This window comes from Bradyrhizobium sp. LHD-71, assembly GCF_031157255.1.
Lineage (GTDB): Bacteria > Pseudomonadota > Alphaproteobacteria > Rhizobiales > Xanthobacteraceae > P52-10.
Genome location: NZ_JAVIFX010000012.1, coordinates 178236 through 203876, shown reverse-complemented (window position 1 = coordinate 203876; position 25641 = coordinate 178236). Strand labels below are relative to the sequence as shown.

Sequence of the window (25641 nt, the reverse complement as noted above, 5' to 3'; positions counted from 1 at the left end):
ATAAACGACACTAGAATCATAAACTTGCTAGTGTCCTGATCGAATCCGAAGTTCGCTCTGAGCTCGCTGCAAAGTACGGCGAACTTCGGATTCGGGACACTAGTCCGATAGAGACACATATTCTGTCCGGACCGACAACCATCCCGCTCTCATTGCTGGATTGACGTCCGGCGCCATCGCATCTGAGCGCGTACAGCAATGACCGGCTGCCATCAGAACGGCAGTCGCGCATTCTCCTTGACCTCCTTCATAACGAAGAAGGTTCGAGTTTGTCTGACGCCCGGCAGGGCGATCAGCTTCTGGCCGTGCAGCTTGTTGAAGTCGGCCATGTCGCGGACACGGATCTTCAGCAGATAGTCGAAATCGCCCGCCACGAGGTTGCAGTCGAGGACCTCCTTCAGCTTGAGAACAGCCTCCTCGAACGCGCCGAAGCTCTCCGGCGTGGACCGATCGAGCACCACGCCCACCATGACGAGCGCACCGAGACCGACGGCCGCCGGCGCGATCTCCGCCCGGACGCCGGTGATGCAGCCTTCGTCGAGCAGGCGCTGCGTTCGCCGGTGGCACGTGGCGGGGCTGACGTTCACCCGGACGGCAAGTTCAGCATTCGTCAGCCGTCCTTCGGCCTGCAGCACCCGCAAGATCCTGATGTCGGTCCGATCCAGAGCGATGATGAAAGAATCTTCCATATTTTCCCGCCATCATGACGCAGATGATTGCCAAACATACGTCATGGCGAAGCAATCCGGAAGGAAGCAGCCTGAGTTGGAGAGCACCTTTCGCCGGCAATGTCTTATTCTCCGCCCATCAAACGTTGACGGAGGCAGCCATTGTCACTCTTGCAGAAGTTCAAACGATACCCGCTGACATTCGGCCCGACGCCAATCGAGCATCTGCCGCGGCTGTCCGAAGCACTCGGCGGCAAGGTCCAGATCTACGCCAAGCGCGACGACTGCAATTCGGGGCTCGCCATGGGCGGGAACAAGCTCCGGAAGCTGGAATACATCGTGCCGGATGTGATCGCTTCGGGTGCCGATACGCTGGTTTCAATCGGCGGCGTCCAGTCGAACCACACGCGCATGGTCGCCGCGACCGCCGCGAAGCTTGGGCTGAAATGCGTGGTGGTCCAGGAAAAATGGGTTCCGCACCATGACGCGGTCTATGATCGCGTCGGCAACATCCTGATGACACGACTCATGGGGGCCGACAGCCGTCTGGTCGATGCGGGCTTCGACATCGGCATCCGCGAGAGCTGGGAAAACGCCATCCAGTCGGTCAAGGACGCTGGCGGAAAGCCCTACCCGATCCCGGCCGGCGCCTCGATGCACAAGTATGGCGCGCTCGGCTATGTCGGCTTCGCTGAGGAAGTTGCCGAACAGGAAGACAAGCTTGGCTTCGCCTTCGACTACGTCATCGTCTGCGTCGTCACGGGCTCGACGCAGGCCGGCATGATCGTCGGCTTCGCCGCCCAGAAGCGGGCCGAGCGCGTCATCGGCATCGATGCATCCGGAACGATCGCGCAGACCCGCGCGCAGGTGCGCCGGATCGTCGACGACACCGCCGCGCTTGTCGAACTGGGCCGCGCTGTTCGTGAGGACGAGATCGTCATCAATCCGGACTACGCTTATCCAGCCTATGGCGTGCCCTCCGACGCCACCAACGAGGCGATCCGCCTCGCCGCCCGAACCGAGGCGATGATCACCGATCCGGTGTACGAAGGCAAATCGATGCAAGGCATGATCGATCTGGCGCGCAAGGGGTTCTTCCCCGAGAGCTCGCGGATCCTCTATGCCCACCTTGGCGGCGCGCCCGCCCTCAACGGGTACAGCTATTACTACAAGGACGGTTGAGCTGATGGCGTGCGACATCGTCTTCGGAGAGGCTGGGGTCAACGAAGCCCACACGGAGATGGACGTCTTCAAACGAATCCTTCTTCGCGCCCGCGCGTACCGGTCGCGCTAGAAGTCTGATGAGACCAGTTCGTACGAGCCTTTGCGACCTCGCGCGTACACCACAGCAGCGATCGCGCAGATCCGATCGCGATTGGTGTCGAAGGCATCGAGGAAACCGGCTTCATCGGGCGCCATATCTGGCTGAACTTTCTTGAGGGCGCCTGTTGTCACAAAGAATGAGAACTCCATTGAGCTCTGGTAACCCCAGAATCGGACTGCTCCCCGAGCGGAATCGTAGCTTCGGCTCTCGTTTGGAAATATCAAGGGCATCGGTCCTCCCTGCGCTTGTTCGAAAGGCCATCAAGTGTCGATACGGGGAGGATGCACATCCTCGGTGTTGCAGAAATTTCCTCGCAAGCGCCCTTCGGCTGTGTTGCAAGGCGATGGTCGGTTATTCGAATGCAGCGGGCAATCGGCCAATCCTGAGAATGACCGTCGGCTCATCGTCATAATCACCCATTTCCGGATCTCCCGACGAGGAGAACGCGACAACACCGACTTTGCTCGACGCAAGTCTCTTCGCTGTCCGCTGTGCACCTTCAGCAGATTTGCAGGAAATCGGCGGATCGCCCTTCAGACTTTCTCCCTTGCCCGCGGTAAAGGCCTGCACGAGGTAAATCGTTTCTCGTGTCATGGGGTCTTTCGTTCGGCGGCGAATAGTGCTCAGTCTGACCCGTCATTGCCGACCGCCGATCAGGCCTTCGCTGCGATTGTGCGCCCAATGCTGGCCAATAGCTATCGATTTCCCCTAACGGGCCCTGGAAAATTCGGCATGGCTTCTCGGCGCTGAACACACGCCCAAATGTTCGCGCAGCTAATCAGGCAGGTTTACAGGACTACGTGCGGTTGTGATGACGTCGCGCACTTGGTCTTCAGGCTTATCGCGGCTTTCTGCGCGTCTTCCAACGTGGCGAAGTGCTGCTTGAACTTACCATCCACCACCATCGAAAATCCTTCCTTCGGGAAGGCATTCGCGCGCAAGTTCGCCGACACGATCACGCCCTTCTGTGGTTCTGTCATCTCGCTGACCTGGCGCGGCATGGAAACCTGCCGAGATTACTCCCCCGGAAAAGATATCGATGGCATTTGAGGCACGTAGACACACGCTGAATGTGACGGACGCATTCTGTGGTCAAGACATGCCTTCCTGCGCATTGCAGTCTCTCGGAGTTGCCGGTTTGGCTGAACGTTCGCTGAACCGGCCGATGCAGGACGGCGTGCCGCGTGGCGTCAAGCCTTCACCTGAGATTCGGAACTCTCAACCGCGTGATCTGCACGCGCTTCTTTCAGCTTTCGTTTCGACGGCGGCGGATTGAGCTCGGCAATCTTCAAGGAACACTCTTGCCGCGTCGCATGCGGACCGGTCACGAACGTTCCGCTAACTTTGGTGCTGTACCACCCCGACTCCACGCCGAGGCGAAGGGCCTCTTCGAGCTGGACGTGGCGCGGCGAGAGATTGGTCATGTCGATCTTTCTGTTGTGCCGCATGTGCGGAGTGCGCATGAAATCAAGCAACACACGAAAACCGAGCGCTGCGGACGGAATGAGCTCAGGCGTCTCCCAGCAATCGATTAAGATCTGCCAGCACAGCCTCAACCAGGCGGTGATGCAGGGTGTCCTCACGGCCGAGTGCCTGCTGGTAGTGCGTCAGAAGATAGCGCACCTTGACCGCGGCTTCGGGCCAACATGCCGCCGGTAGTGCCAGCAACTGAGCCTCCAGCTCGCTCTGCCGCTTGCGTAGCATCTGACTGTTGGCCTCGACATCAAGAAGCAATCGGCGAACATCGGTCGCCTTCTGCGCGGCCATGCCGCGATGCTTGTCGAGATCGACCGGATCGTCAGTTACGGGGGCGATCTTGTCATTGCAGTCGAACACATTAGACGTGTGCGCTTGTTCGCGGCCAATAGCCAGATGTTTCTTTGTAAGAACTAAAGTATTTCGCACCGCCTTGCCTTGTGCGGTGAGCATTAAGTTCATAACGAGCTGACTGCCGTCTCCGGATGTGAGCCGGCAGTTGCCGGAAGGCAGGTTGCGCAATGTATGTCGTCAAGGTGCGTTGCGGGTTCGAAGAGCCGAGTATCGCTCCGCCGTTTGCCGATATCGCACAGGCCCTGCGCTGGATTGCCGCCAACGCCTGGCGCGAATTCGACGGCGATGCCGAACGGGCCGAGATCTTCGAACTTGACGCGCTGGATCGCCGGTTGGTCCTGCGCGAGGCCAGGGCTGGTCGAGGTCGGCTGGTCAGGACGGAGCAAAGACCTCCGACGCCGGAACAGTGCCGACGGGCCGCGCAGACGGGTGGCGAAAATTAGGACACGCCGGACGACCGGGGCTGTGGTTAAGTCCCGGGGCGTTGCGTTCTGCGGCCACTCCAGGGACGGACATCTTGATGCGTATCCATATCGGTTGCGAGCTGAGCTTCGACTTTCCGCGAACCACGCCGATGATCGCAGCGTTGAACGTGCACTTCACGCGCGTCTCCGAGCTTGAGCGTCCGGACTACCTGACCACGACGCCGTCCGTGCCTGTCGAGGGCTATCGCGATAGCTTTGGCAATTGGTGCAGCCGCCTTGTCGCCCCTGCCGGCCGGTTCACTCTCGGGACCGATGCTGTCATTCGTGATACGGGAAACCCGGACTCGATCGAGCCGGACGCCCGGCAGCACCAGATTCAACACCTTCCGGCGGACACACTCTTGTTTCTGCTGGGCAGCCGCTATTGCGAGACCGATCTACTATCCGACGAGGCTTGGCGTCTGTTCGGACCGACACCGCTCGGCAGGCCGCGGGTTCAGGCAATCTGCGACTTCGTGCACAATCACATCACCTTCGGATACGAGCATTCCCGTCCCACCCGCACCGCGTTCGAGACGTTCCAGCAACGCCACGGAGTTTGCCGCGACTTCGCGCATCTTGCGGTAACCTTTTGCCGCTGCCTGAACATCCCGGCGCGTTATTGCACCGGCTACATCACCGACATCGGCCTTCCGCCGCCGTACCCACCGATGGATTTTGCCGCATGGATCGAAGTTTATCTCGGCGACCGATGGCATGCATTCGACCCGCGCAATAATGCCCCACGGATCGGTCGCATCCTGATCGCGTACGGCCGCGACGCTGCTGATGTGCCGCTGACTCACATTTTCGGTCCTGGCACCCTGTCGACTTTCCGCGTCTGGGCAGAAGAAGCCCGGGCTTAGACCGCTCCGCCCTGCGCTCGGGGGGCGCGGGATACTTGCCATCCTTTCTGCAAGCCAGTCACCCCAACTGGGCTTTCCTGATGAACGGGGTTGTACTTGCACCAGCTTTGCTCTGCGCTTGCTTGTAGGCCGAACCGGAGCCTTTAGGCTTATCGGCTTTCGGCTTCTTGGCTTCCTTGTTTCCCTTCATCTTGCCTTTGGCCATATCGTCCTCCTGTTTGGCGATTGCAGTTCAGCAACGCATCATCTCCGGCGTGCCGCAGCTCCAGTTCCGAGCGACCAGTCGACCGACCGTCCGCAGTCCGGCCCGCCGGACCGTCTTGCGAAGCGACAGCTCTTCGTACTTGGTTCTCCGCGGCGACTGTCAAGCAGCAGCATCGCCGCCCTTGGCGACGCGGCGCTTCATCTCGGCCATCGCCTCGTCTTGGCGAGCTGCCTTCAGGATGCGATCCCGAGTCTTGCCGGGCGGAAGTAGTTTCGCGAGCGCATGACTCTCGCTCGAGCGGTTGTCCAACTCGGCAGGGGAAAGAAAGAAGTGGGGCGTATCGTTTTTCACACGCAGCTCCCTTCGTTTGGCGGGAGCGCAACCGGTCTCTCAGTCGCCGGAAGATACCTCATGTGGAACGGCGATGATTCACAATGTGCCGCAAACGGAAAAGTAGCGAGTCAAAATTTTCGACCGAAGCGCGATTTCGCGAATATTTGTGCAAGTATTTTTTGGTATTTACTTGTATCTCGCAAGAGAATTACCACATTCCCCAGTACCTGGAAAATATTTTCTGGGTATTTCCGGAAGGGAAATACTATGACCGATAATAAAGATCTTTCCAAAGAAGCCCCCCAGACCTCGCCGGCGGTTGAGAATAAGCCGGCCCCTCAGCAGAACCAGGGGGACAGCAAGCCCGCCTCCGAGAAGCCAGCACAACAGAAGTAATTTTGCCCCCTTGGGTAGATGAGGAAGAAGCCCGGCACTCGCCGGGCTTTTTTCTTGGAGAAGGCCCAGGTCGCGCAAGTCGACGCCAGGGCGTGTATCCTCACGCATTGGCACCGGCGGTGTCGGCATGCTCGCTAAATCGCCAAGGCGGCTCGCGATCAGCTTCCACGGGGCGAAGCGAATGGTGTGGTGGAGAACTCGCGAAAACCTGATTGCGCCCATGTCCGTCGCGGGCCAGCAGACGTAAGGCGACTGGATCAGCAGCACGAACGAAGTATGTCACGCTGATGAGACGCTCGTTATCGGCGGAAAGAAGGAGCAATTCGCCAAGGCTTCGCGCGCCCGGCGCGGAGCGCGCCTGCTCAGAGGTTTACTTGTTTCGCTATTGCCAGCACGCGGAGAGTGATAGGTGCGCGATGTCGGGTACAGCACTGTCGTCATCAGATCCAGCTAACGGTCTGTGACCTGAGGGGCCGCTCGATAAAGAGTTTCGTGGCAGGAGCGCTCGTGCGTCCCGTCAGCGTGAGAATGCAAACGTGGCAACGACTCCGATGGTCTCATTCGACAAGGCTTTTCGTCGGCAACTTCATGAGCTGTTCGTGCGGCGCCGCGATGTCCGGCGATTTCGTCGCGATCCACTCCCGGATGGCGCAATGGAACAGCTGATCGAGATCGCCTGTCTTTCCCCGTCGGTCGGCCTGAGCCAGCCTTGGCGGTTCGTGGTCGTTGAGGACCTAGCGAGACGTCGCGCCGTGATCGTCGACTTCAAGTCCTGCAACGCCGATGCGTTGCATTCTTATTCCGGCGAACGCGCGGCGCGGTACGCGGCCCTCAAGCTCGCCGGCCTCGAGGAGGCACCGGGTCACCTGGCCGTGTTCGCAGACGCCGACATTGTGTGCCCGAACGCCGCGTGCTTGTTGCGCATCAGGTAACAATCAGGGAAAATATCAATGACCCTGATCCCGCCCCCTGCGTCGCCGCTGAACACGCTGGTCGGCAGGCGCGGTGCCGCGCAATTGACACGCTTCATTGCTTCCTTCTGCCACATCTGGAGACAGCAATGCCTTTCGACCTGATTCTCCGCGGCGGCCGCGTCATCGACCCGTCCCAGAAGCTCGACGCGGTGACAAATGTCGCCTTCGCCGCCGGCAAGGTGGCGATGATCGGAGACGCGCTCAAGGCTGATCCGACAACCGACGTGCGCGACGTGTCGGGCTATATCGTCACGCCGGGTTTGATCGATCTGCACACCCATGTCTATTGGGGCGGCACCTCGCTTGGCATCGACGCGGAGGAGTTCTGCCGCACCTCCGGCGTCACGACCGCGGTCGACACCGGCAGCGCCGGTCCGGGCAATTTCGCGGGCTTTCGCAAACACGTGATCGAGCGGAGCCAGATCCGCATTCTCGCCTATCTGCATGTCTCGCACGCCGGCATCTACGGCTTCTCGCACCGGGTGATGGTCGGCGAGAGCGAGGAAGTCCGGCTGATGAATCCGATCGACGCCGTCGCCGTGGCGGAGCAGAACCGCGATCTCATCGTCGGCATCAAGGTGCGGGTCGGCCGCGGCTCGTCAGGTACCTCCGGCATCGTGCCGCTGCAAATCGCGCTCGAGGTCGCCGAGCAGGTCGGAATGCCGCTGATGGCGCACATCGACCATCCACCGCCCACCTACGAGGAGGTCGTCAGCCTTCTGCGGCCAGGCGACGTTCTCACCCATGCGTTCCGGCCGTTCCCCAATACACCCGCCACCGGCCAGGGCACAGTGAAAAAGGTGGTGCTGGAGGCGCGCGAACGCGGCGTATTGTTCGACATCGGCCACGGCAAGGGCTCGTTCGCCTTCAAGACTGCGCGGGCGATGCTCGCCAACGGCTTCTATCCCGACACCATCTCGTCGGACGTTCACACGCTGTGCATCGACGGCCCTGCCTTCGATCAAGTGACCACCATGTCGAAATTCTTGTGCATGGGCATGTCGCTTCCCGACGTGGTGGCAGCGTCGACCGTCAATGCGGCGATGGCGCTGCGGCGTCCTGAACTCGGCAGCCTCAAGGTGGGAAGCGTCGGCGACGCCACGCTGATCTCGATCAAGCAAGGCCAGTTCGACTATGTCGACGTCACAGAGGAGCACCTGATCGGCGACCGCAAGATCGTGTCCGAAGGAGTCGTCATTGGCGGCCGCTGGTGGCACCCGAAACAGGTGGCGAATATCGGGCGAGCCGCCGGCTGAGTGTTCCGACCCCGAAGTGGACCGAAAAAAGTGATCGCGCAACGATGCGCCTGGTGTCGTGGATCAGAAATTTGCACCATGGTTGCCGCGAGTCCGTCGTGCGAATCTCTGATCCATAAACGACACTAGAATCATAAACTTACTAGTGTCCTGATCGAATCTGAAGTTCGCTCCGAGCTCGCTGCAGAGTATGGCGAACTTCGGATTGAGCGATCCGATCTTTCGGTGGAGCCGGCCGTCGCGCTGGCATATCATTTGCACGAAAAAGACGCCGGTCGTTTGAACCGGCCGCTTCATTTGCCAATGAAATGGGTGGAACCGCTGTAGCAACTAAGACCGGGAGAGCTTCATGCATCGCAGGACTTTGTTGAAAGGATTGACCGGCCTTGGCGGCCTGGCGGCGACGGGTGGGCTTTCGATGCCGGCGCTTTCGCAGGGCGCCGCGGCGCGGACCTTGCGCTTCGTGCCGCAGGCGAACCTCGCCAACTTCGATCCGATCTGGGGGACCCAGTATGTCGTGCGTAACGCAGCCGCGCTGGTGTGGGATACGCTCTATGGCATTGACGACAAGCTGCAGCCGCAGCGCCAGATGGTCGAAGCCGAGGAGGTGTCCGACGACGGGTTGACGTGGACTTTTCGGCTGCGGCCGGGGCTGAGATTCCACGACGGCGAGCCGGTGTTGGCCAGGGACGCGGTGGCGAGCCTTAATCGCTGGTCAGCCCGCGATCCCATGGGGCTGATGCTCAAGGCGATCCAGAACGAGCTCACTTCGGTCGACGACAAAACCTTCAAATGGTCGCTGAAGCAGGCTTATCCGAAGATGCTCTTCGCGCTCGGCAAGAACAGCACGCCCTGCGCCTTCATCATGCCGGAGCGTCTCGCCCAGACCGACCCGTTCAAGCAGATTGCTGAATACACCGGCTCGGGCCCGATGAAGTTCGTGAAGGACGAGTGGGTGCCCGGCGCCAAGTCGGTGTTCGAGAAGTTTACCGACTACGTGCCGCGGCAGGAGAAAGCGTCGTGGCTCGCAGGCGGCAAGCAGATGCTGGTCGAACGCGTGGAATGGGTGGTGATGCCGGATCCCGCCACGGCGGCGGGTGCGCTGCAGAACGGCGAGGTCGATTGGTGGGAGAATCCGATCACCGATCTCGTGCCGGTGCTCAAGAAGAACCGCAACATCAGCGTCGACATCGCCGACCCGCTCGGCAACATCGGTTCGTTCCGGATGAACCACCTGCATCCGCCGTTCAATCATGTGAAGGCGCGACGCGCCGTGCTCGCGGCGCTGAGTCAGGAAGACTACATGCGCGCGCTGGTTGGCGACGACGCTTCACTCTGGAAACCGCTGCCGGGCTTCTTCACGCCGGATACGCCGCTCTACTCCGAGGAAGGCGGCGCTATCCTGAAAGGCAAGCGCGATTTCGCGGCGGCCAAGAAGCTGCTTGCCGAGAGTGGCTATTCGGGCCAGCCGGTCACGTGCCTGGTGGCGCAGGACCAGCCGATCACCAAGGCCTTTGGCGATGTCACTGCCGATCTGTTGAAGCAGATGGGCATGAATGTCGACTTCATCGCCACGGATTGGGGCACGGTCGGCTCGCGCCGCGCGCAGAAGACGCCTCCTGGTCAGGGAGGCTGGCAGGTGTTCCACACCTGGCACTCCGGCGCCGACTGCATCAATCCCGCCGCCTACAACGCCATTCGCGGCACCGGCGACAACGCGTGGTTCGGCTGGCCAACGAGCGCGGCAGTGGAAAAGGAAGTCGCGGCCTGGTTCGACGCCAAGACTCCCGATGAGGAGAAGGCCACGGTCGATCGCCTCAACAACGCTGCACTCGAGGACGTCATCTATGCACCGACCGGGTTCTTCCTGAGCTACACGGCTTGGCGCAAAAACATCTCTGGCATCGCGAAAGGACCCCTGCCCTTCTTCTGGGGCGTATCGAAGACCGCATGACGGTGTGGTGAGCCATGCTCTCATATATCGTCAGGCGCATTCTCGCGACCTTGCCGGTGATGGCGATCGTTGCGCTGTTCGTCTTCAGTCTCCTTTATATCGCGCCGGGCGATCCGGCAGCGGTGATCGCGGGCGACAATGCGAGCCCCGCCGATGTCGAGCGTATTCGCCAAAGCCTTGGTCTCGATCGGCCGTTTCTGGTCCAGTTCGGAACCTGGCTCTGGCGCATCCTGCACTTCGATCTCGGCACCTCGATCTTCACCAACCTGCCGGTCGGCGCGATGATCGCGCAGCGCATCGAGCCAACGCTCTCGCTGATGGCGATCACCCTCGTCCTGACCATTCTGGTCGCGGTGCCGCTCGGCGTGGTGGCGGCGTGGAAGGCAGGCAGCTTGCTGGACCGCACCATCATGGCGTTTGCCGTGTTCGGCTTCTCGCTTCCCGTCTTTGTCGTCGGATACGTTCTCGCCTACGTCTTCGCGCTTGAGCTCGAATGGCTTCCCGTGCAGGGTTACACGCCGCTCGCGAATGGCTTCTGGCCATGGCTGGAGAACCTGATCCTCCCGGCCGTTGCGCTCGGCTTTGTCTACATCGCGCTGATCGCGCGCATCACGCGTGCCGCGATGCTCGAGGTGCTGCAGCAGGACTATATCCGCACCGCCCGCGCGAAGGGCCTCGGACAGCGCACCATCCTGTTCATTCATGCACTGAAAAACGCAGCCGTTCCGATCGTGACAGTGATCGGTCTCGGCATTGCCCTGCTCATCGGCGGCGCGGTGGTGACCGAAAGCGTGTTCGCGATCCCTGGCCTCGGCCGACTGACGATCGACGCCATCCTGCGCCGCGACTATCCCGTCATCCAGGGCATCGTCCTCCTGTTCAGCTTTGTCTACGTGCTGGTCAATCTGCTGGTTGACCTCACCTACACCCTGGTCGACCCGAGGATCCGCTATTGACTGTCTCTGCCACCAGCACTGCGTCGCTGCCGCCCGGCCTTGTCGTCGCGCCGCAACTTCCCGACCTGCTGCTGCCGGTGAAGGTCCGGCGCGGTGTCTTGGGTTTCCTGCGCAGCCATCCGACCGTCGCGTTCGGCGGAGCCTTGCTGCTTTGCCTCGTCCTGGTCGGAATCTTCGCGCCCTTTCTCGGCACCGTCGACCCGACCGCACTCGCACCCGCCAAGCGCACGCGCGCGCCGTCTGCGGATTTCTGGTTCGGCAGCGACCTTTTGGGCCGCGACATCTATTCTCGCGTGCTCTATGGAGCGCGGATCTCGCTCAGTGTTGGCCTTTCAGTGGCGCTGCTCGCCTCGCTTGCCGGACTCGCGATCGGCCTCATCGCGGGTTTCGTCCGCTGGGCGGACAGCATCCTGATGCGGGTCATGGACGGGCTGATGTCGATACCGCCGATCCTGCTCGCCATTGCGCTCATGGCGTTGACGCGCGGCAGTGTCGGCAACGTCATCCTGGCCATCACGATCGCCGAAATCCCACGTGTGTCGCGCCTCGTGCGTGGCGTCGTGCTGTCGCTGCGCGAGCAGCCCTATGTGGACGCCGCCATCGCCTCCGGCACGCGAACGCCGATGATCATCCTGCGCCACATCCTGCCCAACACGCTGGCGCCGATGCTGGTGCAGGCGACCTATATCTGCGCAAGCGCGATGATCGTGGAATCGATCCTCTCCTTTATCGGCGCCGGCACGCCACCGACGATTCCGTCCTGGGGCAACATCATGGCCGAGGGTCGAGCCCTGTGGCAGGTGAAGCCCTACATCGTGTTTTTTCCCGCTGCGTTTCTGTCTGTCACCGTGCTCGCGGTCAACCTGCTCGGGGACGGCCTGCGTGATGCGCTCGATCCGCGCATGGCCAAAAATCTGTAGGCACTCTCAGGCGAACTGGACCGGTTCGAACGAGGTTCTGATCCGATGGCATTGCTCGAAGTTAAAGATCTGCAGACCCATTTCCGTACACCTGAGGGTATCAACCGCGCCGTCGACGGCGTCTCCTTCCATGTCGACGAAGGCGAGACGCTGGCCATCGTCGGCGAATCCGGCTGCGGCAAGTCGGTCACCGCCATGTCGATGATGCGGCTGATCCCCGAGCCGCCGGGCAAGATAGCGGGCTCGGTCCGCTTGCAGGGAAAAGAATTGCTGCAACTCTCCGATCGCGAGATGCGCGCCTTCCGCGGCAACGACATCTCGATGATCTTCCAGGAGCCGATGACAAGTCTCAATCCCGTGCTGACCGTCGGCCGTCAGATCGGCGAGACACTACGGATGCATCAGCAACTCGATCGCAAAGCCGCAGAGGCGCGCGCCATCGAGATGCTGACGTTGGTTGGTATCCCGGAGCCGGAGCGGCGCGTGAGCGAATATCCGCATCAGCTCTCCGGCGGCATGCGCCAGCGCGTGATGATCGCCATGGCGCTCGCCTGCAACCCGAAACTCTTGATCGCCGACGAGCCGACCACGGCGCTCGACGTCACGATTCAGGCCCAGATCCTGCACTTGATGCTGGACCTCAAGCGCCGCGTCGGCGCGGCGATCGTTCTGATCACCCATGATCTCGGCGTTGTCGCCGAAATCGCCGAGCGCGTCATGGTCATGTATGCCGGGCGCAAGGTTGAGGAGGCACCGGTGCGCGAACTGTTCCGCTCGCCCCGGCATCCCTATACGCAGGGGCTGCTCGGCGCGGTGCCCAAGCTCGGAGCCTCGTTCACCGGAACCACGGGACGCCTCGCCGAGATTCCGGGACAGGTGCCCGGCCTCAAGCAGCGGATCGAGGGCTGCGTCTTTGCCGGGCGATGTTCGCTCGCGACCGATCTCTGTCGCGACGTCGCGCCCGGCCTCGAAGCGAAGGCGCCGCGCCACATCGCCGCCTGCCACTATGCGCCCAAGGCGGCGGCCGCCGCATGAGCACCCCGCTGCTCCAGGTCAACGACCTCAAGAAGCATTTTCCGGTCCGCGACGGACTGTTCAAGCGCAAACCGAGTTGGGTCTACGCCGTGGACGGCGTGTCGTTCGAGGTCGCGCGCGGCGAGACGCTGTCGCTCGTCGGCGAGTCCGGCTGTGGCAAGTCGACGGTCGGCCGAGCAATCCTGCGGCTGTTTGACATCACCGCCGGCCAGGTGGTGCTGGACGGCAAGCGGATCGACCGTCTTTCACCCGCTGGGCTGCGCAGCATGCGCCGCCGCGTGCAGGTCGTGTTCCAGGACCCTTACTCCAGTCTCAATCCGCGCATGCGGGTGCGCGATATCCTGGCCGAGCCGATCCGCAATTTCGGTCTCGCCAGGTCACCCGCCGAACTCGAGGCGAAGCTTGCGGCGCTGATAGACACGGTCCGCTTGCCTCACGACGCGCTGAACCGAAGGCCGCATGAATTCTCGGGCGGCCAGCGCCAGCGCATCGGCATCGCGAGGGCGCTCGCAGCCGAACCCGAATTGATCGTCTGCGACGAGGCGGTGTCGGCGCTGGACGTCTCGGTCAAGGCGCAGATCGTCAACCTGTTGCAGGAGTTGCAAGAGGAGTTCGGCCTCGCGTTGCTGTTCATCAGCCATGACCTGGCGATCGTCGAGCACATGACGCACCGTGTCGCGGTCATGTATCTTGGCAAGATCGTCGAGCTGGCCCCCAAGCGGCAAATCTTTACCGCGCCGAAGCATCCCTACACGAAGGCCCTGCTCTCGGCCGTGCCCGTGCCGGACCCTGGCGCCGCCCGCAACCCCATGATTCTGAAAGGCGACGTGCCGAGCCCGATCAATCCACCAAGAGGATGCCGCTTTCATACCCGCTGTCCGTTCGCCTTCGATCGTTGCCGGAGCGAGGAGCCGGAGCTTCGTTCGACCGGAGCAGATCAGTGGGTGGCGTGTCATCTCGAAGCCCTGCCGGATACCGCGAGGTGATCGGGATGACGCGGATCGCCTCGACCTGTGGAGCGTATCATCATCGGCACCGACGAGGTCACACCTCTGCGGATCGCGGTCGGGCGTCGCGCGAATTTGCTCCCCGGAGCGCCGCCCTGTGGCGGTGGCAGGTCAGGGATGACGGCTCACATTGATACTAAGGTCTTTGCAAGAGCCATGGGCCTTGCCGGCCTGCGATCTCACGGCAGCAATCAATGGCCGCTCAAGCAGGCGATAGCTGAAGATGGCCGCAATGTTCGCGGCAATCATGCAGGTCAGAAGGAAGAACAGCCCTACAATGCTGCTTCGCCCCGGGTAAAGACTATAAAGCCGCCCCAGCGCCGAAAGCGTGAGGATGTGTCCGAGGTAGAGCGAATAGGACGCATCCCCGAGATCTTCGATAAGTGATTTGTCGGCTTTCGATGACCCCGGACTGGAGCATCCATAGACAATGAGGGCGAACGGCAGGCCCATCCAGATCCAGGCCGTTTCTATCCCGACCTGATACGATCGCAGCCAGAATATCGTCCCCGCAACAAGCGCGACGCAGCCGATGGCCAGGGCGGCGGCGCGCCCTCGCTTGAAGCCGGAGTTCACAAGCAGGCCAACCGCGGCGCCTGCAATGAACAGAAATCCCAGCGGGCTGAATACGACGGCGGTTTCCGGCGTGGTCGCGGACGGCGCGAAGATCAGAGCGATCGTCCAGACGCACAGCACGATCGCCAGATCCAATCGGAGGACGATTGCACCGAACAGGACGAGATAAAACCACATCTCGTAGATCAGCGACCAGCCCACGTTGAGCAGCGGCAGTGCTGCGTCCGGCCACAGAAGAAACGATTTCCAAAGGGTTGGCTCGATCGTAGCGCTCGAGTTCACGATCGCGGGCGTTGTCCAGAAGATCGCAAGAACGATCACCGTGTAGAACCAATAGGTTGGATAAATTCGACTGATGCGGGCGAGCAGAAAACGACGGGCCGATGGCTCGCGCTGCACGATGTTGGCCATGATGAAGCCGGAGACGACAAAGAAGCAATTGACGCCGATGTGACCTGCGCTGATCAATTCGCGCGGAAGCAACGTTGTCGCCGAATATTTTTGTTCGATAATAGCGAGATGCGATAGCGCGACAGCGTTCGCCGCCAAGGCGCGCAATACTTGGATCCGCGGAAAATAGATCATCCCCCAGCGTCCCCCGCCCGGGAGAATTAATACCATAACCCTCCGGCAGGAGCATTAAGGACGGCGCGACCGCGGGCTCGAGAGCGCGGACTGAGATACCACCACGTTTTCTGACAGACATCCCGCGGCGCCAGGCATTGTCGGGGTATGCGGTTCAATGAACCTGACTTTTGAAATGCGTGCACTGCAAAGGCACACAGGCAAAAGCAGCTCGTAGGCACAAAGGCGCTATGGTGAAGGCCTCTCGCATGCGCAGATGTCATTTTCCAGATCAGAGATCCGTCACGTGAGCGAGCTTGTCGCAGACGCGTGTCAAAAATCGGCCACGCATGCAGAACTTCGGTACTCGAATAAACCAACCTATGAGCCTGCGGGGGAAAAACTCGACAGACTTGACGGTCGTCAAGTCTGAGCCAGCTTGTTCTCAGTATAATATTGGAGATGTCGCCAAAAGTTTCAGTAGTCATTCCATCATACAACTACGGCAAATATTTGCGGCAGTGTGTCCGAAGTGCTGTCGAGCAACCTGGCGTCGACCATGAAGTCGTCATAGTCGAGAACGGCTCAACGGATGGATCGCTGGATATAGCGCGCTCTTTGGCGAACGAATATCCGAATGTTCGCCTCGTCAGCTTCACCAATAATGAGGGAATCGTCGCCTCCATAAATCGCTGCTGGTCCGAAGTGAGAGGAGAGTATGCGGTTCTTTTGTGCGCCGACGATTTGCTGACTTCAGGATCTCTTGCTCGTTCACTCGCTTTCATGGAGCGTCATCCGAATGTTGGTCTGGTTTTTGGGCCCGCGGATGAGTTCTCGGGAGACGAAGCGCCCACCGAGCTCCCCTATGCGATGAGCGGGTCGCCTCCTGTTATTCACTCGGGTGACGTTTGGATAACGGAGCGCTGTCGCAGCGGCATTAATCCGATTTTCGCACCGGAGGCCATGTTCAGGACTGAGATGCTCCGAAAGGTCGGCGCATCGAGCCCTGAACTGCCTCACACATTCGACCTGTACTTGTGGCTGCGGATCGCGTCTGAAAGGGACGTGGCGTATCTACCTGGCCACCTTCAGGCGCTGTCTCGTCGGCATCGTTCGAACCATTCGGCCGCGTATCGGCGCAATGTTTTGATGGAGATGCAGCAGCGCTGGTCAGCGTTCGAGCAGTTCCTGCTGACCGTCAATTCAAATTCCAAGAAGGCGACTTGGGAACTGTTGGTACGGAAGGCCTTGGCCAAAGAAACCAGGTATCGCGCGGCGCGCGAATTCTCGCTCGCCGGCAGAAGTTCGGCCAGCTCCGACTACAAGCCGCTACTAGTATTTGCAGATACGCTTGACCCTTCGACCACTTCGAGCGCGGGAAGAGAGTTCGCCTGGGCGCTCAGGGCTCGGATGGGGCCAAGGGCAGCTGGTCTGATGCCTGATCTGTGGGTGGGCATATTTCAAAGACTCTTTCAAAGGTACTTCTGGAAACGGCGCGCGAGACGTATGGGCATCTGAGTCGCGCGAGGGGGCACGGGGACATAAAGCTGAGATCATAGGTCGGCTATCGTACGCCCTCTCGTGGGGCGCTAAATTTTGTCGTGTCAGTAGCGGAGTTGAGTATCATGACGGAGTACATACCGTATGCGGGACCCTCGGTCAGCGAACTCGAGGTGGCATATGTTGCAGAGGCGGCGCGGGATGCTTGGTATCGGGGAGCCTACACGTTCACCCGTCGATTTGAGCAATCTTTCGCCGACTACGTCGGGGTGCGTCACGCAATTGCCGTTCCGCATTGCACCTCGGCTCTTCATCTGGCGCTGCTTGCACTAGGGATCAAAGAAGGCGACGAAGTCATCGTCCCTGAATGTTCCTGGATTGCGAGCGCAGCGATCATTACCTACGTCGGCGCGCAGCCCGTCTTCGCGGACATTGACCCGACGACATGGTGCATTTCGCCTGAGTCGATCGAGCGACTCGTTACGCCGAAAACGCGAGCGGTAATTCCGGTCGGACTCTACGGTCTGCCGGCAGACATGCCGGCGATCCGCAAGATTGCGGAAAAGTTCAAAATTCACGTGATTGAGGATGCGGCTCAGTCATTGGGCGGAAAGCATTCAGGCAAGATGTCAGGAAGCGCCGCAGACGTCGCGGCCTTCAGTTTTGGAGGAACGAAGACCCTGACAACCGGGGAAGGAGGGATGTTTGTTACGGATGACGAAGCAATCTTCGAAAGAGCCCAGTTTCTTCGCGATCACGGACGCAGTCGGGCCAACTACAAGAATTTTCTCAATACAGAGGTCGCATACAAATACCGAATGAGCGATCTGCAAGCAGCCTTCGGTCTGGCGCAGTTGGAGAGAATAGACGAGCTTCTCGCGAAGAAGCGCAGAATTTTTGAGTGGTACAGGATGCGGCTGGGGGACGTCCCGGGATTGGCCCTGAACGCAGAGCCGCCGGAATTTGTGAACAGCTACTGGATGACGACTGTCGTTCTCGATCCTTCGATTGGACTGACGACCGCAGACGTACGAAGCAGGTTTGAGGAATATGGATTGGACGTCAGGCCGTTTTTCCATCCCATGAGCTCGCTGCCGGCCTTCGCGGGATACCCGAAGGTGGAGGAAGCGCAAAAGGGCAACAGTGTCGCTTATTCCATAAGCCCGAGAGCATTCAATCTCCCGTCAGCGCTTGAGCTTAGCGAGGCTCAGGTGGACAGGGTGTGTGACTTGCTGAAGACCTTCTTGAAAACAGCAGGCCGGTCGAGCAAGCTGCCGAGTCCCTCCGCCATACCGGATTGGCCGATGACAGCGCGAGCAAAAGTGAGGAGCGTGGGCTAAAGCCGAAGGGGCAGAAGCGGAGGCAGCACACATGATGATGGCTGCCCCCGCAACCACCGGATCGACGCCGATGGCGTCGCCCGGACACTGAAGCGCGTCCAAGGCACGCAAGCGCGATCACGGACAGAAGGCCGCTGTGGATCATGTGGTGCTTTCGGTTCACCGCAGCGCAACTTGCCGAGAACGACGCAACACCACCTGACGTTCGTGCCAGGCCCGAAGCGAGTCGCGGTCTGGAACTATGAGCCGGCGCCGGCTGCACTTCGCCAGAATTTTCCGGAGCGCTGGCATTCGACCGGAACTGCCAAGGGCTCAGGCTCAGCTCCCCTGTCTGTGATTTTGTACCGACCGCCGGTCCAGCTCCACCTCCACGCATTTCTTGTGGCGTCGTCCTGCCCAGTCGACAGTGCGCAAATCGCTATGATCGATGATCGCGATTTGACACCGCGTCGTAAATCGCTGCAGTCTGAAACAAAATAATATCAGTCGACTCAGAGCGTCCGAATCGCGGTCAGCGTACCACGAGCATAAGGGCCTCAGCCGCTGACATAATGTACTAAGGGAGGCCCGGTCATGCGCTTTCGTGCGCTTGCTCCTGCGTTCATCGCGACCGCGATCATGCTCGCTCCGCTGGCCACGGCTCTCGCCCAGAGCAGCACGGACATTCCGAACCTGCCCCCGTCGAGCTGGAAGCCCGAGCGCCCGATCGAGTTCGTCGTACAGGCTGGTGCCGGCGGCGGCAGCGATCTTTTCGCCCGCATCATGGCCGACCTCATGACCAAGGAGGGCCTGGTCAACGTCCCCATCAAGGTGGTGAACAAGCCCGGCGGCAGCGGCGCCGTGGCGTACGCCTACGTCAACGCCAGGCGTGGCGATCCGCATGTCATCGCGACCGCCACCAGCAGCTACCTGACCACGCCCATCCAAGGTCATTCGCCGTCGAGCTACAAGGATTTCACCAACGTCGCCGTGCTCTGCGTCGAGGACTACGTGGCGGTGGTGCGCTCGGAATCGCCTTACAAGACGCTCAAGGACCTGGTGGAGGCGGCGCGGCAGAAGCCGAACAGCATCCGCATTGGCGGCACCAGCGTCGGCTCCTCCGACAGCATTCTCGAGAACCGACTGGAGAAAGCGGCCGGCATCAAGCTCAACTACATCGTGGTCCAGAGCGGGGGCGAAGCGAACGCGGCGCTGCTCGGTGGCAGTGTTGACCTCGCCGGGCCGAATCCCAGCGAGGCGGCGCCGCTCATCGCGGCGGGCCGCCTGCGGCCGATCGCGATGTTCTCGCCGGAGCGCCTGGAGAACTGGCCAAACGTGCCAACCGCCCGCGAGCAGGGATTCGATGTCACCCTCGAGCAGCATCGCGGTGTCATCGTGACCGGCGGCATTACCGAGCAGCAGTCGCTGTACTGGCAGAACGTGATGGCGAAACTCTTCCAGTCCGACGGCTTCAAGAAATACATGAGCGACAATGGCCTGCGTCCGCTGCTCAGAATAGGCAAGGATGCCGAGAAGTACGTGGCCGAACAGCACCAGTACTACGCCGAGATCCTGACGGAGCTCGGCATCGCCAAGAAGCAGTAGCAGTCGTGCTGCGATCCGCGATGCCCGGCGAAGATTTACGCCCATGAGCCGCCCCGACATGTTTGCCGGGCTGCTGCTGGCAGCGATCTTCGGTGGCTTGTTGTGGGAGGCCTCGTCCTTTCAGTACAGCTCCGAGTTCGCGCCAGGTCCGGGCTTCGCGCCGGTCTGGATCAGCGCCATCGGCCTCATCCTTTCGCTATTGATCGCCGGCAACGCATGGCGCACGGCGTCGGGGCAAGATCATCCGATCGGGGACGGCACAGAACCGCTCGACAGAGCGGGCCTGTTCCGTGTCGGTGCGACACTCATCGGGCTCGTCGTGATGCTGATCATCGCGCCGCGGCTCGGACTCATGCCGTCGATGCTGGTCTTCCTGCTGTTCCTGACACTGGCCGTACAGCGGTTGCCGTTCCTGCTTGGCGTCGGTGCGAGCGTGGCGACGGTCTGCTTCATCGACCTGGTATTCGTTCGCCTCCTCGGTGTGCCAATTCCGAGTGGACCGCTGGGATTCTGAGCCATGGAATTCAACGACCTGCTGCTCGGATTCTCGATCGCGCTCACCCCGACCAATCTGCTGCTCGCCTTCATCGGCGTCTTTCTCGGCACCGTCATCGGCGCCTTGCCCGGTATCGGGCCGTCTGCCGGGGTCGCCCTGTTGTTGCCCGTGACTGTCGGCATATCGCCGGTCACCGCAATGATCATGCTGGCGGGGATCTATTACGGCGCAATGTACGGGGGCACCATCACCTCTGTGTTGATCAACACGCCCGGCGAGTCGGCGTCGGTGATGACGACGCTCGACGGCTACCAGATGGCGCTCAAGGGGCGCGCGGGTGCGGCGCTGGGCATGGCCGCCATCGGCTCGTTCATTGCCGGCACCGTAAGCGTCGTGTTGCTCATGGTCGCCGCTCCGCCGCTCGCCGATGTGGCGGTGACGTTCGGCCCGCCCGAATATTTCGCGCTCATGGTGCTCGGGTTGACGGCACTCGCGGGCCTCACCAGCGGATCCATCCTCAAGGCGCTGGTCATGGCGCTCGTGGGGCTCATGCTTGGCACCGTCGGCATCGACCTCATGCTCGGTGCGCCACGATTCACGTTCGACAACGTGAACCTGCTGGACGGGCTCGACTTCTTGCCGGTTGCGGTCGGTCTTTTCGCCGTGGGTGAGCTGCTGTTCAATTTGTACAAGCCGGTGCGCGCCGAGCCCATCAAGGCGAAACTGAGCGGATTGTTGCCCACGCGGCAGGACTGGCGCGACTCGCGCGGCGGCGTGGCCCGCGGCACGCTCGTTGGTTTCTTCGTCGGCGTGCTGCCGGGCGCCGGCGCGACCATCGCTTCCTTCCTCGCGTATGCAATTGAGAAACGCATCTCCAAGCACCCGGAGAAGTTCGGCACCGGAGCGATCGAGGGCGTTGCCGCCCCCGAATCGGCCAACAACTCCGCATCCACCGGAGCCCTGATCCCGCTGATGGCGCTCGGCATTCCAGGATCGGGCACGACCGCAGTGATGCTTGGCGCGCTGACGCTGCACGGCATGCAACCGGGGCCGTTGCTGATGAGCACCCATCCGGACGTGTTCTGGGGGCTGGTCGCGAGCATGTATATCGGCAACGTGATGTTGCTCATCTTGAATCTGCCGCTCGCGCCGATGTTCGCAAGCATCTTGCGTGTTCCCTACAGTGTCCTCATTCCGTTCATCATCGGCATCGCGCTGATCGGCGTGTACAGCGCGGAGAACAGTCTCTTTAACGTGGGCGTGGCTATCGTCTTCGGCGCAATAGGCTTTGTGATGCGCCTCTACGGCTATCCGGCCGCGCCGCTGGTGCTGGCGCTGGTCCTCGGCCCGATGCTCGAGAAGGCCCTGCGCCAGTCGTTGCAGATGTCGCTGGGGAGCACGGAGATTTTCGTGACGCGACCGGTGAGCGCATTCATCCTCGCGCTCGCGCTGCTCGCCCTGTTGTTTCCCCTGATGGCCGCAATGCGCGCGCGGCGCGGCAAGCGGGTGCTCGCATCCTGAATTATTGCGGCTTTGATTTTGATCTTCGACCAGAGCCGACACAGCCGCAAGGGTCTCTTCCACGCCAGGCAGGTTACGCCGTGGTTAAGGGCGCGATGTGCGGCTGGAGGCCCCGACGCCGCCTCGCACGGGCGGCGCTGCCGGCAGGCACGAACCCGCCTCCGTCACGCCTTGCGGATCAGTTGCAGCGCTGCGGCCAAGCGCAGGCTGCGTTTACCAGTGAAAGCCGTTGCCTGAAGTTCTGCTTCATGATCGTCGCACGTCCCGGAGAAGCCGATGCCCACCTCGTAGCCGCCGAACACCGGGATCTCACCCTTTGACGGCGTGTGCTCCTGGTTCAGCATCTCGCCTTTCCAGCGGCCGTTCGCTGAGGTGTAGGTGCCGACATAATAGAAGAACGCGTCGCCGCCGAGGATGCGCCCGTCATGCAGCAGCATCACTCCGGTCAGCCCGCCGTCGATACCGTCGAGGGTGCGGATGTGGATCGAGAAGAGGCCGTTGGCGATGCCGCCCTCACCGACCGCACCGGGCGCGTGTGCCGCCTCGCTGTCGATCGCCCACATCTGCGAGCGGAAGACGGCGCCAGGTATCTGCGGCGTCGTGCCTTCGAAGCAATATCGCCCGTCAATGAACTTGCCTTTGACGTTGATCAAGCCGACGTCCCGACCGAGCATCGCAGGGTAATTGGGGTCCTCATTGTGACGCCGGGTCTCGATCTCGACGATGATTTCGCCCTCGCGGATGATATAGGTGCCGAAATGCGCGAAGGCCGAGTTGCCGCCAAGCATCTGTCCACCGTGCACGTACAACACGCTACGACCGACCGCGCCGCCCACTGTGTACACACACTTGTAGAGGCCTTCTTTCAAGGCGACCGTCCCGCTGCGCCAACCCGGCAGCACAATAGGCACAACGCGGCTCGAAGCAAACAGGCTGCGTCAGCTACAACAGCTTAGGCCTTGCGGATCAGCTTTAACGCCGCGGTCAGCCGAAGGCTGCGCTTCCCGGCGAAGGCGGCGGCTTCCAGCTCTGCGCTCTGGCCGTCGCAGGTTCCGGAGAACCGACACCGACCTCGTAGCCGCCGAACACCGGGATCTCACCCTTTTGCGGCGTGTGCTCCTGGTTCAACATCTCGCCTTTCCAGCGGCTGTTCGCCGAGACGTATCGCGTCACATCGCGTGCGGGCATGCAAACATTCGCCAACAGCATTGGAAGCATGAAAGCCACGCGCAATGAGCGAGCACGATGCGCCACCCCTTGATCGATGGTCGCTCGAATTTTTCCGGGACGACCCTCTCAGTGCCTCTCAAGGTCCCCCGCAGTCCCACCTTCAGCCGCCTTGATCGCCACCTTCGCCAGCTCTCGCAGGTCGAGGCCGTGCAGGGTCAGCAGCTCCCAGAGGCCTTGCCGTCGCAGCTCTTCAGCCACAGCCTCGATTACGTGGAACAGTTGAGCAGTCTCCGCCATGCGATCAGACATGAGGACCTCCTAGCTGAACCTCTTGAACACCCCTTAGACGCTTAGGAACCCCTAAGCGCCTCCTCCACTCGTAGGAGCACTCTCAGTAAAAAGAGGCGAAGCAATCGGTATGCCCATTGGCCACCTGAGAGGGTCGTCTCAGAGGCAGTGCGCGCATCGCAAAGCTACGTCCCAGTGCTGAACGCAGCCAAAGCCATGATTTGACGTAGGTTTCTGATCTATCAGCGCTTCTAGAGCCGCTGGCGCTCCCTAGGGGAATCGAACCCCTGTTTCAGCCTTGAGAGGGCCGCGTCCTAACCGCTAGACGAAGGGAGCACGGTTCAAGGAATTAGCCGCTTGGGCGGCTCGCTGCAAGCGAGGAATATGCGGATTGCTGCCTGCGTGTCCGTCAAGCCCAGCACAGTGACGCCTAGCCCCGTCTTTGTCGCGGAAAGGCCGTAAACGTGGATACCCGCGGCGGCGCTGCGCGCGGGCATCACGGGATTCCTTAATAAAGCGCGGGCGCTGGAACTCAGCCGTGGTCCGGGAAAACCGCCTCGATCTTGGTCTTCAGCGTCGCGGCGTTGAAGGGCTTGACGATGTAATTGTTCACGCCGGCCTTCTTCGCGGCGATGACGTTCTCCGTCTTCGATTCCGCGGTCACCATGATGAACGGCGTCATCGCCAGATTCGGGTCGCCACGCACTTCCTTCAGCAGGTCAAAGCCGGTCATCGGCTCCATATTCCAGTCGGAGATCACCAGGCCGTACTTCTTCGTCCGCATCTTGTTCAGCGCCGCCGAGCCGTCGCTGGCGTCGTCGATGTTCTCGAAGCCAAGTTGCTTGAGAAGGTTGCGGATGATGCGGATCATGGTGTTGTAGTCGTCCACCACCAGAACCGACATCGAAAGGTCAACGGCCATAGCTTCTGCTCCTGCATGCCTTGCGCGCCCGCCTGTTTCATGGCGGGTTGGAGGGACCGCGAACAAATCGTTAAAAGCCCGATGAAGGAAGATCCGGCAGGCCCCCAGCCGGGGCAAGACCTAGCATTCGTCCTTAAACGGCCCGTTAATCGGCCATTCCCAGGGCGGGCGCAGCGTGCAAATACGGTATCCGGCAAGCCGCGCAGAGGAGGAATGGTTAGCATCGGCTTGACTTACCCGCCATTGCAGCCTCACGGTCGCCGCCCATTCAGTCGAGACGCCACCGCCGCAAACGATGACCTCCCGCTTTCTTGTGATCCGCGACACCACACCGCCCAACGCGATACCGAAAGGTGCGGTGATCGCGCTCGGAAATTTCGACGGCGTGCACCTCGGCCACCGCGCGGTGATCGGCGCCGCCCAAAGAATGGCGCGCTCGCGCGGCAGCCTCGCCTACGCCATGACGTTCGAGCCGCACCCCAGAGACTTCTTCAACCGCGGCGCGCCGCAGTTCCGCCTGACCGACGAAGTCGACAAGCTGCGGCTTCTGGCCGGCACCGGGCTCGACGGCGCGGTGGTGATGACCTTCGATGCCGCCCGCGCCGCGACCTCGGCCCAGGATTTCATTAACCACGACCTGGTCGAGCGGCTCGGCATCTCGGGCCTCGCCGTCGGCTATGATTTCCACTTCGGCAAGGGGCGCGCCGGCTCGCCGGCGCTGCTGCAGGCCGAAGCGCCGCGCCTGAAGATCGATGTGCATGTGGAGTCGCATTTCGACATCGCAGGCCAAGCGGTCTCCTCCACGGCGATTCGCGAGGCGCTGTCGAACGGCGATCTCGACAAGGCGACCGCGATGCTCGGCTATCCGTGGTTCGTCACGTCGAAAGTCATCCACGGCGAGAAGCGCGGCCGCGACCTCGGTTATCCGACCGCCAACATGCGGCTCGATCCGGCCGTTTCGCTCCGCCACGGCATCTACGCGGTGCGCGCGGCCCTCAACGGCGAGCGCTACGACGGCGTGGCGAGCTTCGGCCGCAGGCCCACCTTCGACAACGGCGCACCGCTCTTGGAAACCTTCCTGTTCGACTTCAAGGGCGACCTTTACGGCAAGACGCTGGACATTGCCTTCATCGCCTTCATCCGGCCCGAACTGAAGTTCGACTCGATCGATGCGCTGATCCGCCAGATGGACGACGATTCGGCCCGGGCAAAGGCCGTGCTATCGGCCAATCCGGGCGCGTTTCCGGCCCTGGGCGAGATCGGATAGGGGCTTTTCACCCTTCCTCATGCGCCGTCCCCCTGCTAAAAGCCGCGCATGTCAGTCCGGCTCATTATTATAGGCATTAGCGGCCCGGCTTCCGCCTGAGCGTCCTCGCTCGCGCGCAAGACCGGGATTTAGTTTCTCCGCGCCAGGCTCGCCCCGGAATACGGGAACGGTTTCTTAAAGACCGCCTGACAGAGCCTTTGCAAAAGCCCTTAAGCCGACCTTCAA

The 25641-nt window shown here is 61.3% G+C and carries 27 protein-coding genes, 1 tRNA gene and 2 pseudogenes; 16 read left to right on the top strand and 14 right to left on the bottom strand.

Annotated elements, in window-relative coordinates:
- Nucleotides 1-212: 212 nt before the first annotated feature.
- A complete protein-coding gene (locus tag RCO31_RS15510; protein WP_308969301.1) occupies nucleotides 213-689 on the bottom strand; it encodes an Lrp/AsnC ligand binding domain-containing protein in 477 nt (158 codons plus the stop codon).
- 141 nt (nucleotides 690-830) lie between these two features.
- Between RCO31_RS15510 and RCO31_RS15505 the strand changes: the two genes are divergently transcribed.
- On the top strand, nucleotides 831-1850 hold the full coding sequence (locus tag RCO31_RS15505) for a 1-aminocyclopropane-1-carboxylate deaminase (protein WP_308969300.1): 1020 nt from the start codon (nucleotides 831-833) through the stop codon (nucleotides 1848-1850).
- Nucleotides 1851-1958: 108 nt separating this feature from the next.
- Here RCO31_RS15505 and RCO31_RS15500 read toward each other — a convergent pair whose 3' ends face one another.
- The 5 genes from RCO31_RS15500 to RCO31_RS15480 all read right to left on the bottom strand — a co-directional run bounded on the left by RCO31_RS15500 (nucleotide 1959) and on the right by RCO31_RS15480 (nucleotide 3990).
- Nucleotides 1959-2222, bottom strand: coding sequence for a DUF1488 domain-containing protein (locus tag RCO31_RS15500; protein WP_308969299.1), 264 nt, complete (start codon nucleotides 2220-2222; stop codon nucleotides 1959-1961).
- Nucleotides 2223-2343: 121 nt separating this feature from the next.
- Nucleotides 2344-2562 carry a hypothetical protein gene (locus RCO31_RS15495; RefSeq protein WP_308969298.1) on the bottom strand — a complete coding sequence of 73 codons (219 nt, stop codon included), beginning with the start codon at nucleotides 2560-2562 and terminating at the stop codon, nucleotides 2344-2346.
- A gap of 218 nt (nucleotides 2563-2780) precedes the next feature.
- Complete coding sequence (locus tag RCO31_RS15490) at nucleotides 2781-2993, bottom strand: hypothetical protein (protein WP_308969297.1); 213 nt, start codon at nucleotides 2991-2993, stop codon at nucleotides 2781-2783.
- A 189-nt stretch (nucleotides 2994-3182) separates the two neighbouring features.
- Nucleotides 3183-3416: a hypothetical protein gene (locus RCO31_RS15485; protein ID WP_374991490.1), complete on the bottom strand. Its 234-nt coding sequence runs from the start codon at nucleotides 3414-3416 to the stop codon at nucleotides 3183-3185.
- A gap of 85 nt (nucleotides 3417-3501) precedes the next feature.
- The gene (locus RCO31_RS15480; RefSeq protein WP_308969296.1) at nucleotides 3502-3990 is read right to left on the bottom strand and encodes a hypothetical protein; all 489 of its coding nucleotides are present in this window, start codon (nucleotides 3988-3990) and stop codon (nucleotides 3502-3504) included.
- On the opposite strand from RCO31_RS15480, the gene RCO31_RS15475 reads away from it, so the two are divergent.
- Nucleotides 3990-4265: a hypothetical protein gene (locus RCO31_RS15475; protein WP_308969295.1), complete on the top strand. Its 276-nt coding sequence runs from the start codon at nucleotides 3990-3992 to the stop codon at nucleotides 4263-4265. The genes RCO31_RS15480 and RCO31_RS15475 overlap by 1 nt on opposite strands.
- A gap of 77 nt (nucleotides 4266-4342) precedes the next feature.
- Nucleotides 4343-5152 carry a transglutaminase family protein gene (locus RCO31_RS15470; RefSeq protein ID WP_308969294.1) on the top strand — a complete coding sequence of 270 codons (810 nt, stop codon included), beginning with the start codon at nucleotides 4343-4345 and terminating at the stop codon, nucleotides 5150-5152.
- 58 nt (nucleotides 5153-5210) lie between these two features.
- Here RCO31_RS15470 and RCO31_RS15465 read toward each other — a convergent pair whose 3' ends face one another.
- Both RCO31_RS15465 and RCO31_RS15460 read right to left on the bottom strand, forming a co-directional pair.
- On the bottom strand, nucleotides 5211-5357 hold the full coding sequence (locus RCO31_RS15465; protein WP_308969293.1) for a hypothetical protein: 147 nt from the start codon (nucleotides 5355-5357) through the stop codon (nucleotides 5211-5213).
- Between the two features lie 159 nt (nucleotides 5358-5516).
- Nucleotides 5517-5708, bottom strand: coding sequence for a hypothetical protein (locus RCO31_RS15460; RefSeq protein ID WP_308969292.1), 192 nt, complete (start codon nucleotides 5706-5708; stop codon nucleotides 5517-5519).
- A gap of 929 nt (nucleotides 5709-6637) precedes the next feature.
- Here RCO31_RS15460 and RCO31_RS15455 point away from each other — a divergent pair.
- The 7 genes and pseudogenes from RCO31_RS15455 to RCO31_RS15425 form a co-directional block, all read left to right on the top strand.
- Nucleotides 6638-6970 (top strand): annotated as a pseudogene (locus RCO31_RS15455) (nitroreductase family protein); the annotation flags it as partial.
- A 176-nt stretch (nucleotides 6971-7146) separates the two neighbouring features.
- Complete coding sequence (locus RCO31_RS15450; protein WP_308969291.1) at nucleotides 7147-8316, top strand: amidohydrolase/deacetylase family metallohydrolase; 1170 nt, start codon at nucleotides 7147-7149, stop codon at nucleotides 8314-8316.
- A 349-nt stretch (nucleotides 8317-8665) separates the two neighbouring features.
- The gene (locus RCO31_RS15445; protein WP_308969290.1) at nucleotides 8666-10270 is read left to right on the top strand and encodes an ABC transporter substrate-binding protein; all 1605 of its coding nucleotides are present in this window, start codon (nucleotides 8666-8668) and stop codon (nucleotides 10268-10270) included.
- 14 nt (nucleotides 10271-10284) lie between these two features.
- Nucleotides 10285-11226 (top strand): ABC transporter permease, encoded by a 942-nt coding sequence (locus RCO31_RS15440; protein WP_308969289.1) that lies wholly within the window; start codon nucleotides 10285-10287, stop codon nucleotides 11224-11226.
- Nucleotides 11223-12146: an ABC transporter permease gene (locus RCO31_RS15435; RefSeq protein ID WP_308969288.1), complete on the top strand. Its 924-nt coding sequence runs from the start codon at nucleotides 11223-11225 to the stop codon at nucleotides 12144-12146. The genes RCO31_RS15440 and RCO31_RS15435 overlap by 4 nt, the downstream gene beginning before the upstream one ends.
- A gap of 45 nt (nucleotides 12147-12191) precedes the next feature.
- Nucleotides 12192-13181, top strand: coding sequence for an ABC transporter ATP-binding protein (locus RCO31_RS15430; protein WP_308969287.1), 990 nt, complete (start codon nucleotides 12192-12194; stop codon nucleotides 13179-13181).
- Nucleotides 13178-14167: an oligopeptide/dipeptide ABC transporter ATP-binding protein gene (locus RCO31_RS15425; protein WP_308969286.1), complete on the top strand. Its 990-nt coding sequence runs from the start codon at nucleotides 13178-13180 to the stop codon at nucleotides 14165-14167. Before RCO31_RS15430 ends, RCO31_RS15425 begins: the two co-directional genes overlap by 4 nt.
- 132 nt (nucleotides 14168-14299) lie before the next feature.
- On the opposite strand, the gene RCO31_RS15420 is transcribed toward RCO31_RS15425, so the two are convergent.
- Nucleotides 14300-15349: an acyltransferase gene (locus RCO31_RS15420; RefSeq protein WP_308969285.1), complete on the bottom strand. Its 1050-nt coding sequence runs from the start codon at nucleotides 15347-15349 to the stop codon at nucleotides 14300-14302.
- 441 nt (nucleotides 15350-15790) lie between these two features.
- Here RCO31_RS15420 and RCO31_RS15415 point away from each other — a divergent pair, with 441 nt between their 5' ends.
- The 5 genes from RCO31_RS15415 (at nucleotide 15791) to RCO31_RS15395 (ending at nucleotide 21769) form a co-directional block, all read left to right on the top strand.
- Complete coding sequence (locus tag RCO31_RS15415) at nucleotides 15791-16846, top strand: glycosyltransferase (RefSeq protein WP_308969284.1); 1056 nt, start codon at nucleotides 15791-15793, stop codon at nucleotides 16844-16846.
- 107 nt (nucleotides 16847-16953) lie between these two features.
- Entirely contained in the window at nucleotides 16954-18168 is a 1215-nt protein-coding gene (locus tag RCO31_RS15410) for a DegT/DnrJ/EryC1/StrS family aminotransferase (protein WP_308969283.1), read from the top strand.
- 573 nt (nucleotides 18169-18741) lie between these two features.
- Nucleotides 18742-19752 (top strand): tripartite tricarboxylate transporter substrate binding protein, encoded by a 1011-nt coding sequence (locus RCO31_RS15405; protein WP_308969282.1) that lies wholly within the window; start codon nucleotides 18742-18744, stop codon nucleotides 19750-19752.
- A 43-nt stretch (nucleotides 19753-19795) separates the two neighbouring features.
- Nucleotides 19796-20266: a tripartite tricarboxylate transporter TctB family protein gene (locus tag RCO31_RS15400; RefSeq protein WP_308969281.1), complete on the top strand. Its 471-nt coding sequence runs from the start codon at nucleotides 19796-19798 to the stop codon at nucleotides 20264-20266.
- Between the two features lie 3 nt (nucleotides 20267-20269).
- Complete coding sequence (locus RCO31_RS15395) at nucleotides 20270-21769, top strand: tripartite tricarboxylate transporter permease (RefSeq protein ID WP_308969280.1); 1500 nt, start codon at nucleotides 20270-20272, stop codon at nucleotides 21767-21769.
- A gap of 164 nt (nucleotides 21770-21933) precedes the next feature.
- Here the strand turns inward: RCO31_RS15395 and RCO31_RS15390 are convergent, their stop codons facing one another.
- The 5 genes and pseudogenes from RCO31_RS15390 to RCO31_RS15370 form a co-directional block, all read right to left on the bottom strand.
- Complete coding sequence (locus tag RCO31_RS15390; protein ID WP_308969312.1) at nucleotides 21934-22638, bottom strand: GrlR family regulatory protein; 705 nt, start codon at nucleotides 22636-22638, stop codon at nucleotides 21934-21936.
- Nucleotides 22639-22721: 83 nt separating this feature from the next.
- Nucleotides 22722-22933 (bottom strand): annotated as a pseudogene (locus RCO31_RS15385) (GrlR family regulatory protein); the annotation flags it as partial.
- A 132-nt stretch (nucleotides 22934-23065) separates the two neighbouring features.
- Nucleotides 23066-23248 carry a hypothetical protein gene (locus RCO31_RS15380; protein WP_308969279.1) on the bottom strand — a complete coding sequence of 61 codons (183 nt, stop codon included), beginning with the start codon at nucleotides 23246-23248 and terminating at the stop codon, nucleotides 23066-23068.
- A 240-nt stretch (nucleotides 23249-23488) separates the two neighbouring features.
- Nucleotides 23489-23563, bottom strand: a tRNA-Glu gene (locus RCO31_RS15375).
- 196 nt (nucleotides 23564-23759) lie between these two features.
- On the bottom strand, nucleotides 23760-24149 hold the full coding sequence (locus tag RCO31_RS15370; RefSeq protein WP_308969278.1) for a response regulator: 390 nt from the start codon (nucleotides 24147-24149) through the stop codon (nucleotides 23760-23762).
- A gap of 295 nt (nucleotides 24150-24444) precedes the next feature.
- On the opposite strand from RCO31_RS15370, the gene RCO31_RS15365 reads away from it, so the two are divergent.
- The gene (locus RCO31_RS15365; RefSeq protein ID WP_308969277.1) at nucleotides 24445-25416 is read left to right on the top strand and encodes a bifunctional riboflavin kinase/FAD synthetase; all 972 of its coding nucleotides are present in this window, start codon (nucleotides 24445-24447) and stop codon (nucleotides 25414-25416) included.
- The last annotated feature ends 225 nt before the right edge of the window (nucleotides 25417-25641 follow it).

Bases quoted from the DNA above. Each gene is read 5' to 3' on its own strand.
- RCO31_RS15395 (WP_308969280.1), top strand. From the start codon at position 20,270: ATGGAATTCAACGACCTGCTGCTCGGATTCTCGATCGCGCTCACCCCG.
- RCO31_RS15400 (WP_308969281.1), top strand. From the start codon at position 19,796: ATGAGCCGCCCCGACATGTTTGCCGGGCTGCTGCTGGCAGCGATCTTC.
- RCO31_RS15415 (WP_308969284.1), top strand. From the start codon at position 15,791: ATGTCGCCAAAAGTTTCAGTAGTCATTCCATCATACAACTACGGCAAA.
- RCO31_RS15490 (WP_308969297.1), bottom strand. From the start codon at position 2,993: ATGCCGCGCCAGGTCAGCGAGATGACAGAACCACAGAAGGGCGTGATC.
- RCO31_RS15510 (WP_308969301.1), bottom strand. From the start codon at position 689: ATGGAAGATTCTTTCATCATCGCTCTGGATCGGACCGACATCAGGATC.
- RCO31_RS15470 (WP_308969294.1), top strand. From the start codon at position 4,343: ATGCGTATCCATATCGGTTGCGAGCTGAGCTTCGACTTTCCGCGAACC.
- RCO31_RS15465 (WP_308969293.1), bottom strand. From the start codon at position 5,357: ATGGCCAAAGGCAAGATGAAGGGAAACAAGGAAGCCAAGAAGCCGAAA.
- RCO31_RS15425 (WP_308969286.1), top strand. From the start codon at position 13,178: ATGAGCACCCCGCTGCTCCAGGTCAACGACCTCAAGAAGCATTTTCCG.
- RCO31_RS15485 (WP_374991490.1), bottom strand. From the start codon at position 3,416: ATGACCAATCTCTCGCCGCGCCACGTCCAGCTCGAAGAGGCCCTTCGC.
- RCO31_RS15420 (WP_308969285.1), bottom strand. From the start codon at position 15,349: ATGATCTATTTTCCGCGGATCCAAGTATTGCGCGCCTTGGCGGCGAAC.
- RCO31_RS15365 (WP_308969277.1), top strand. From the start codon at position 24,445: ATGACCTCCCGCTTTCTTGTGATCCGCGACACCACACCGCCCAACGCG.
- RCO31_RS15445 (WP_308969290.1), top strand. From the start codon at position 8,666: ATGCATCGCAGGACTTTGTTGAAAGGATTGACCGGCCTTGGCGGCCTG.
- RCO31_RS15430 (WP_308969287.1), top strand. From the start codon at position 12,192: ATGGCATTGCTCGAAGTTAAAGATCTGCAGACCCATTTCCGTACACCT.
- RCO31_RS15450 (WP_308969291.1), top strand. From the start codon at position 7,147: ATGCCTTTCGACCTGATTCTCCGCGGCGGCCGCGTCATCGACCCGTCC.
- RCO31_RS15370 (WP_308969278.1), bottom strand. From the start codon at position 24,149: ATGGCCGTTGACCTTTCGATGTCGGTTCTGGTGGTGGACGACTACAAC.
- RCO31_RS15410 (WP_308969283.1), top strand. From the start codon at position 16,954: ATGACGGAGTACATACCGTATGCGGGACCCTCGGTCAGCGAACTCGAG.
- RCO31_RS15475 (WP_308969295.1), top strand. From the start codon at position 3,990: ATGTATGTCGTCAAGGTGCGTTGCGGGTTCGAAGAGCCGAGTATCGCT.
- RCO31_RS15380 (WP_308969279.1), bottom strand. From the start codon at position 23,248: ATGTCTGATCGCATGGCGGAGACTGCTCAACTGTTCCACGTAATCGAG.
- RCO31_RS15440 (WP_308969289.1), top strand. From the start codon at position 10,285: ATGCTCTCATATATCGTCAGGCGCATTCTCGCGACCTTGCCGGTGATG.
- RCO31_RS15405 (WP_308969282.1), top strand. From the start codon at position 18,742: ATGCGCTTTCGTGCGCTTGCTCCTGCGTTCATCGCGACCGCGATCATG.
- RCO31_RS15500 (WP_308969299.1), bottom strand. From the start codon at position 2,222: ATGCCCTTGATATTTCCAAACGAGAGCCGAAGCTACGATTCCGCTCGG.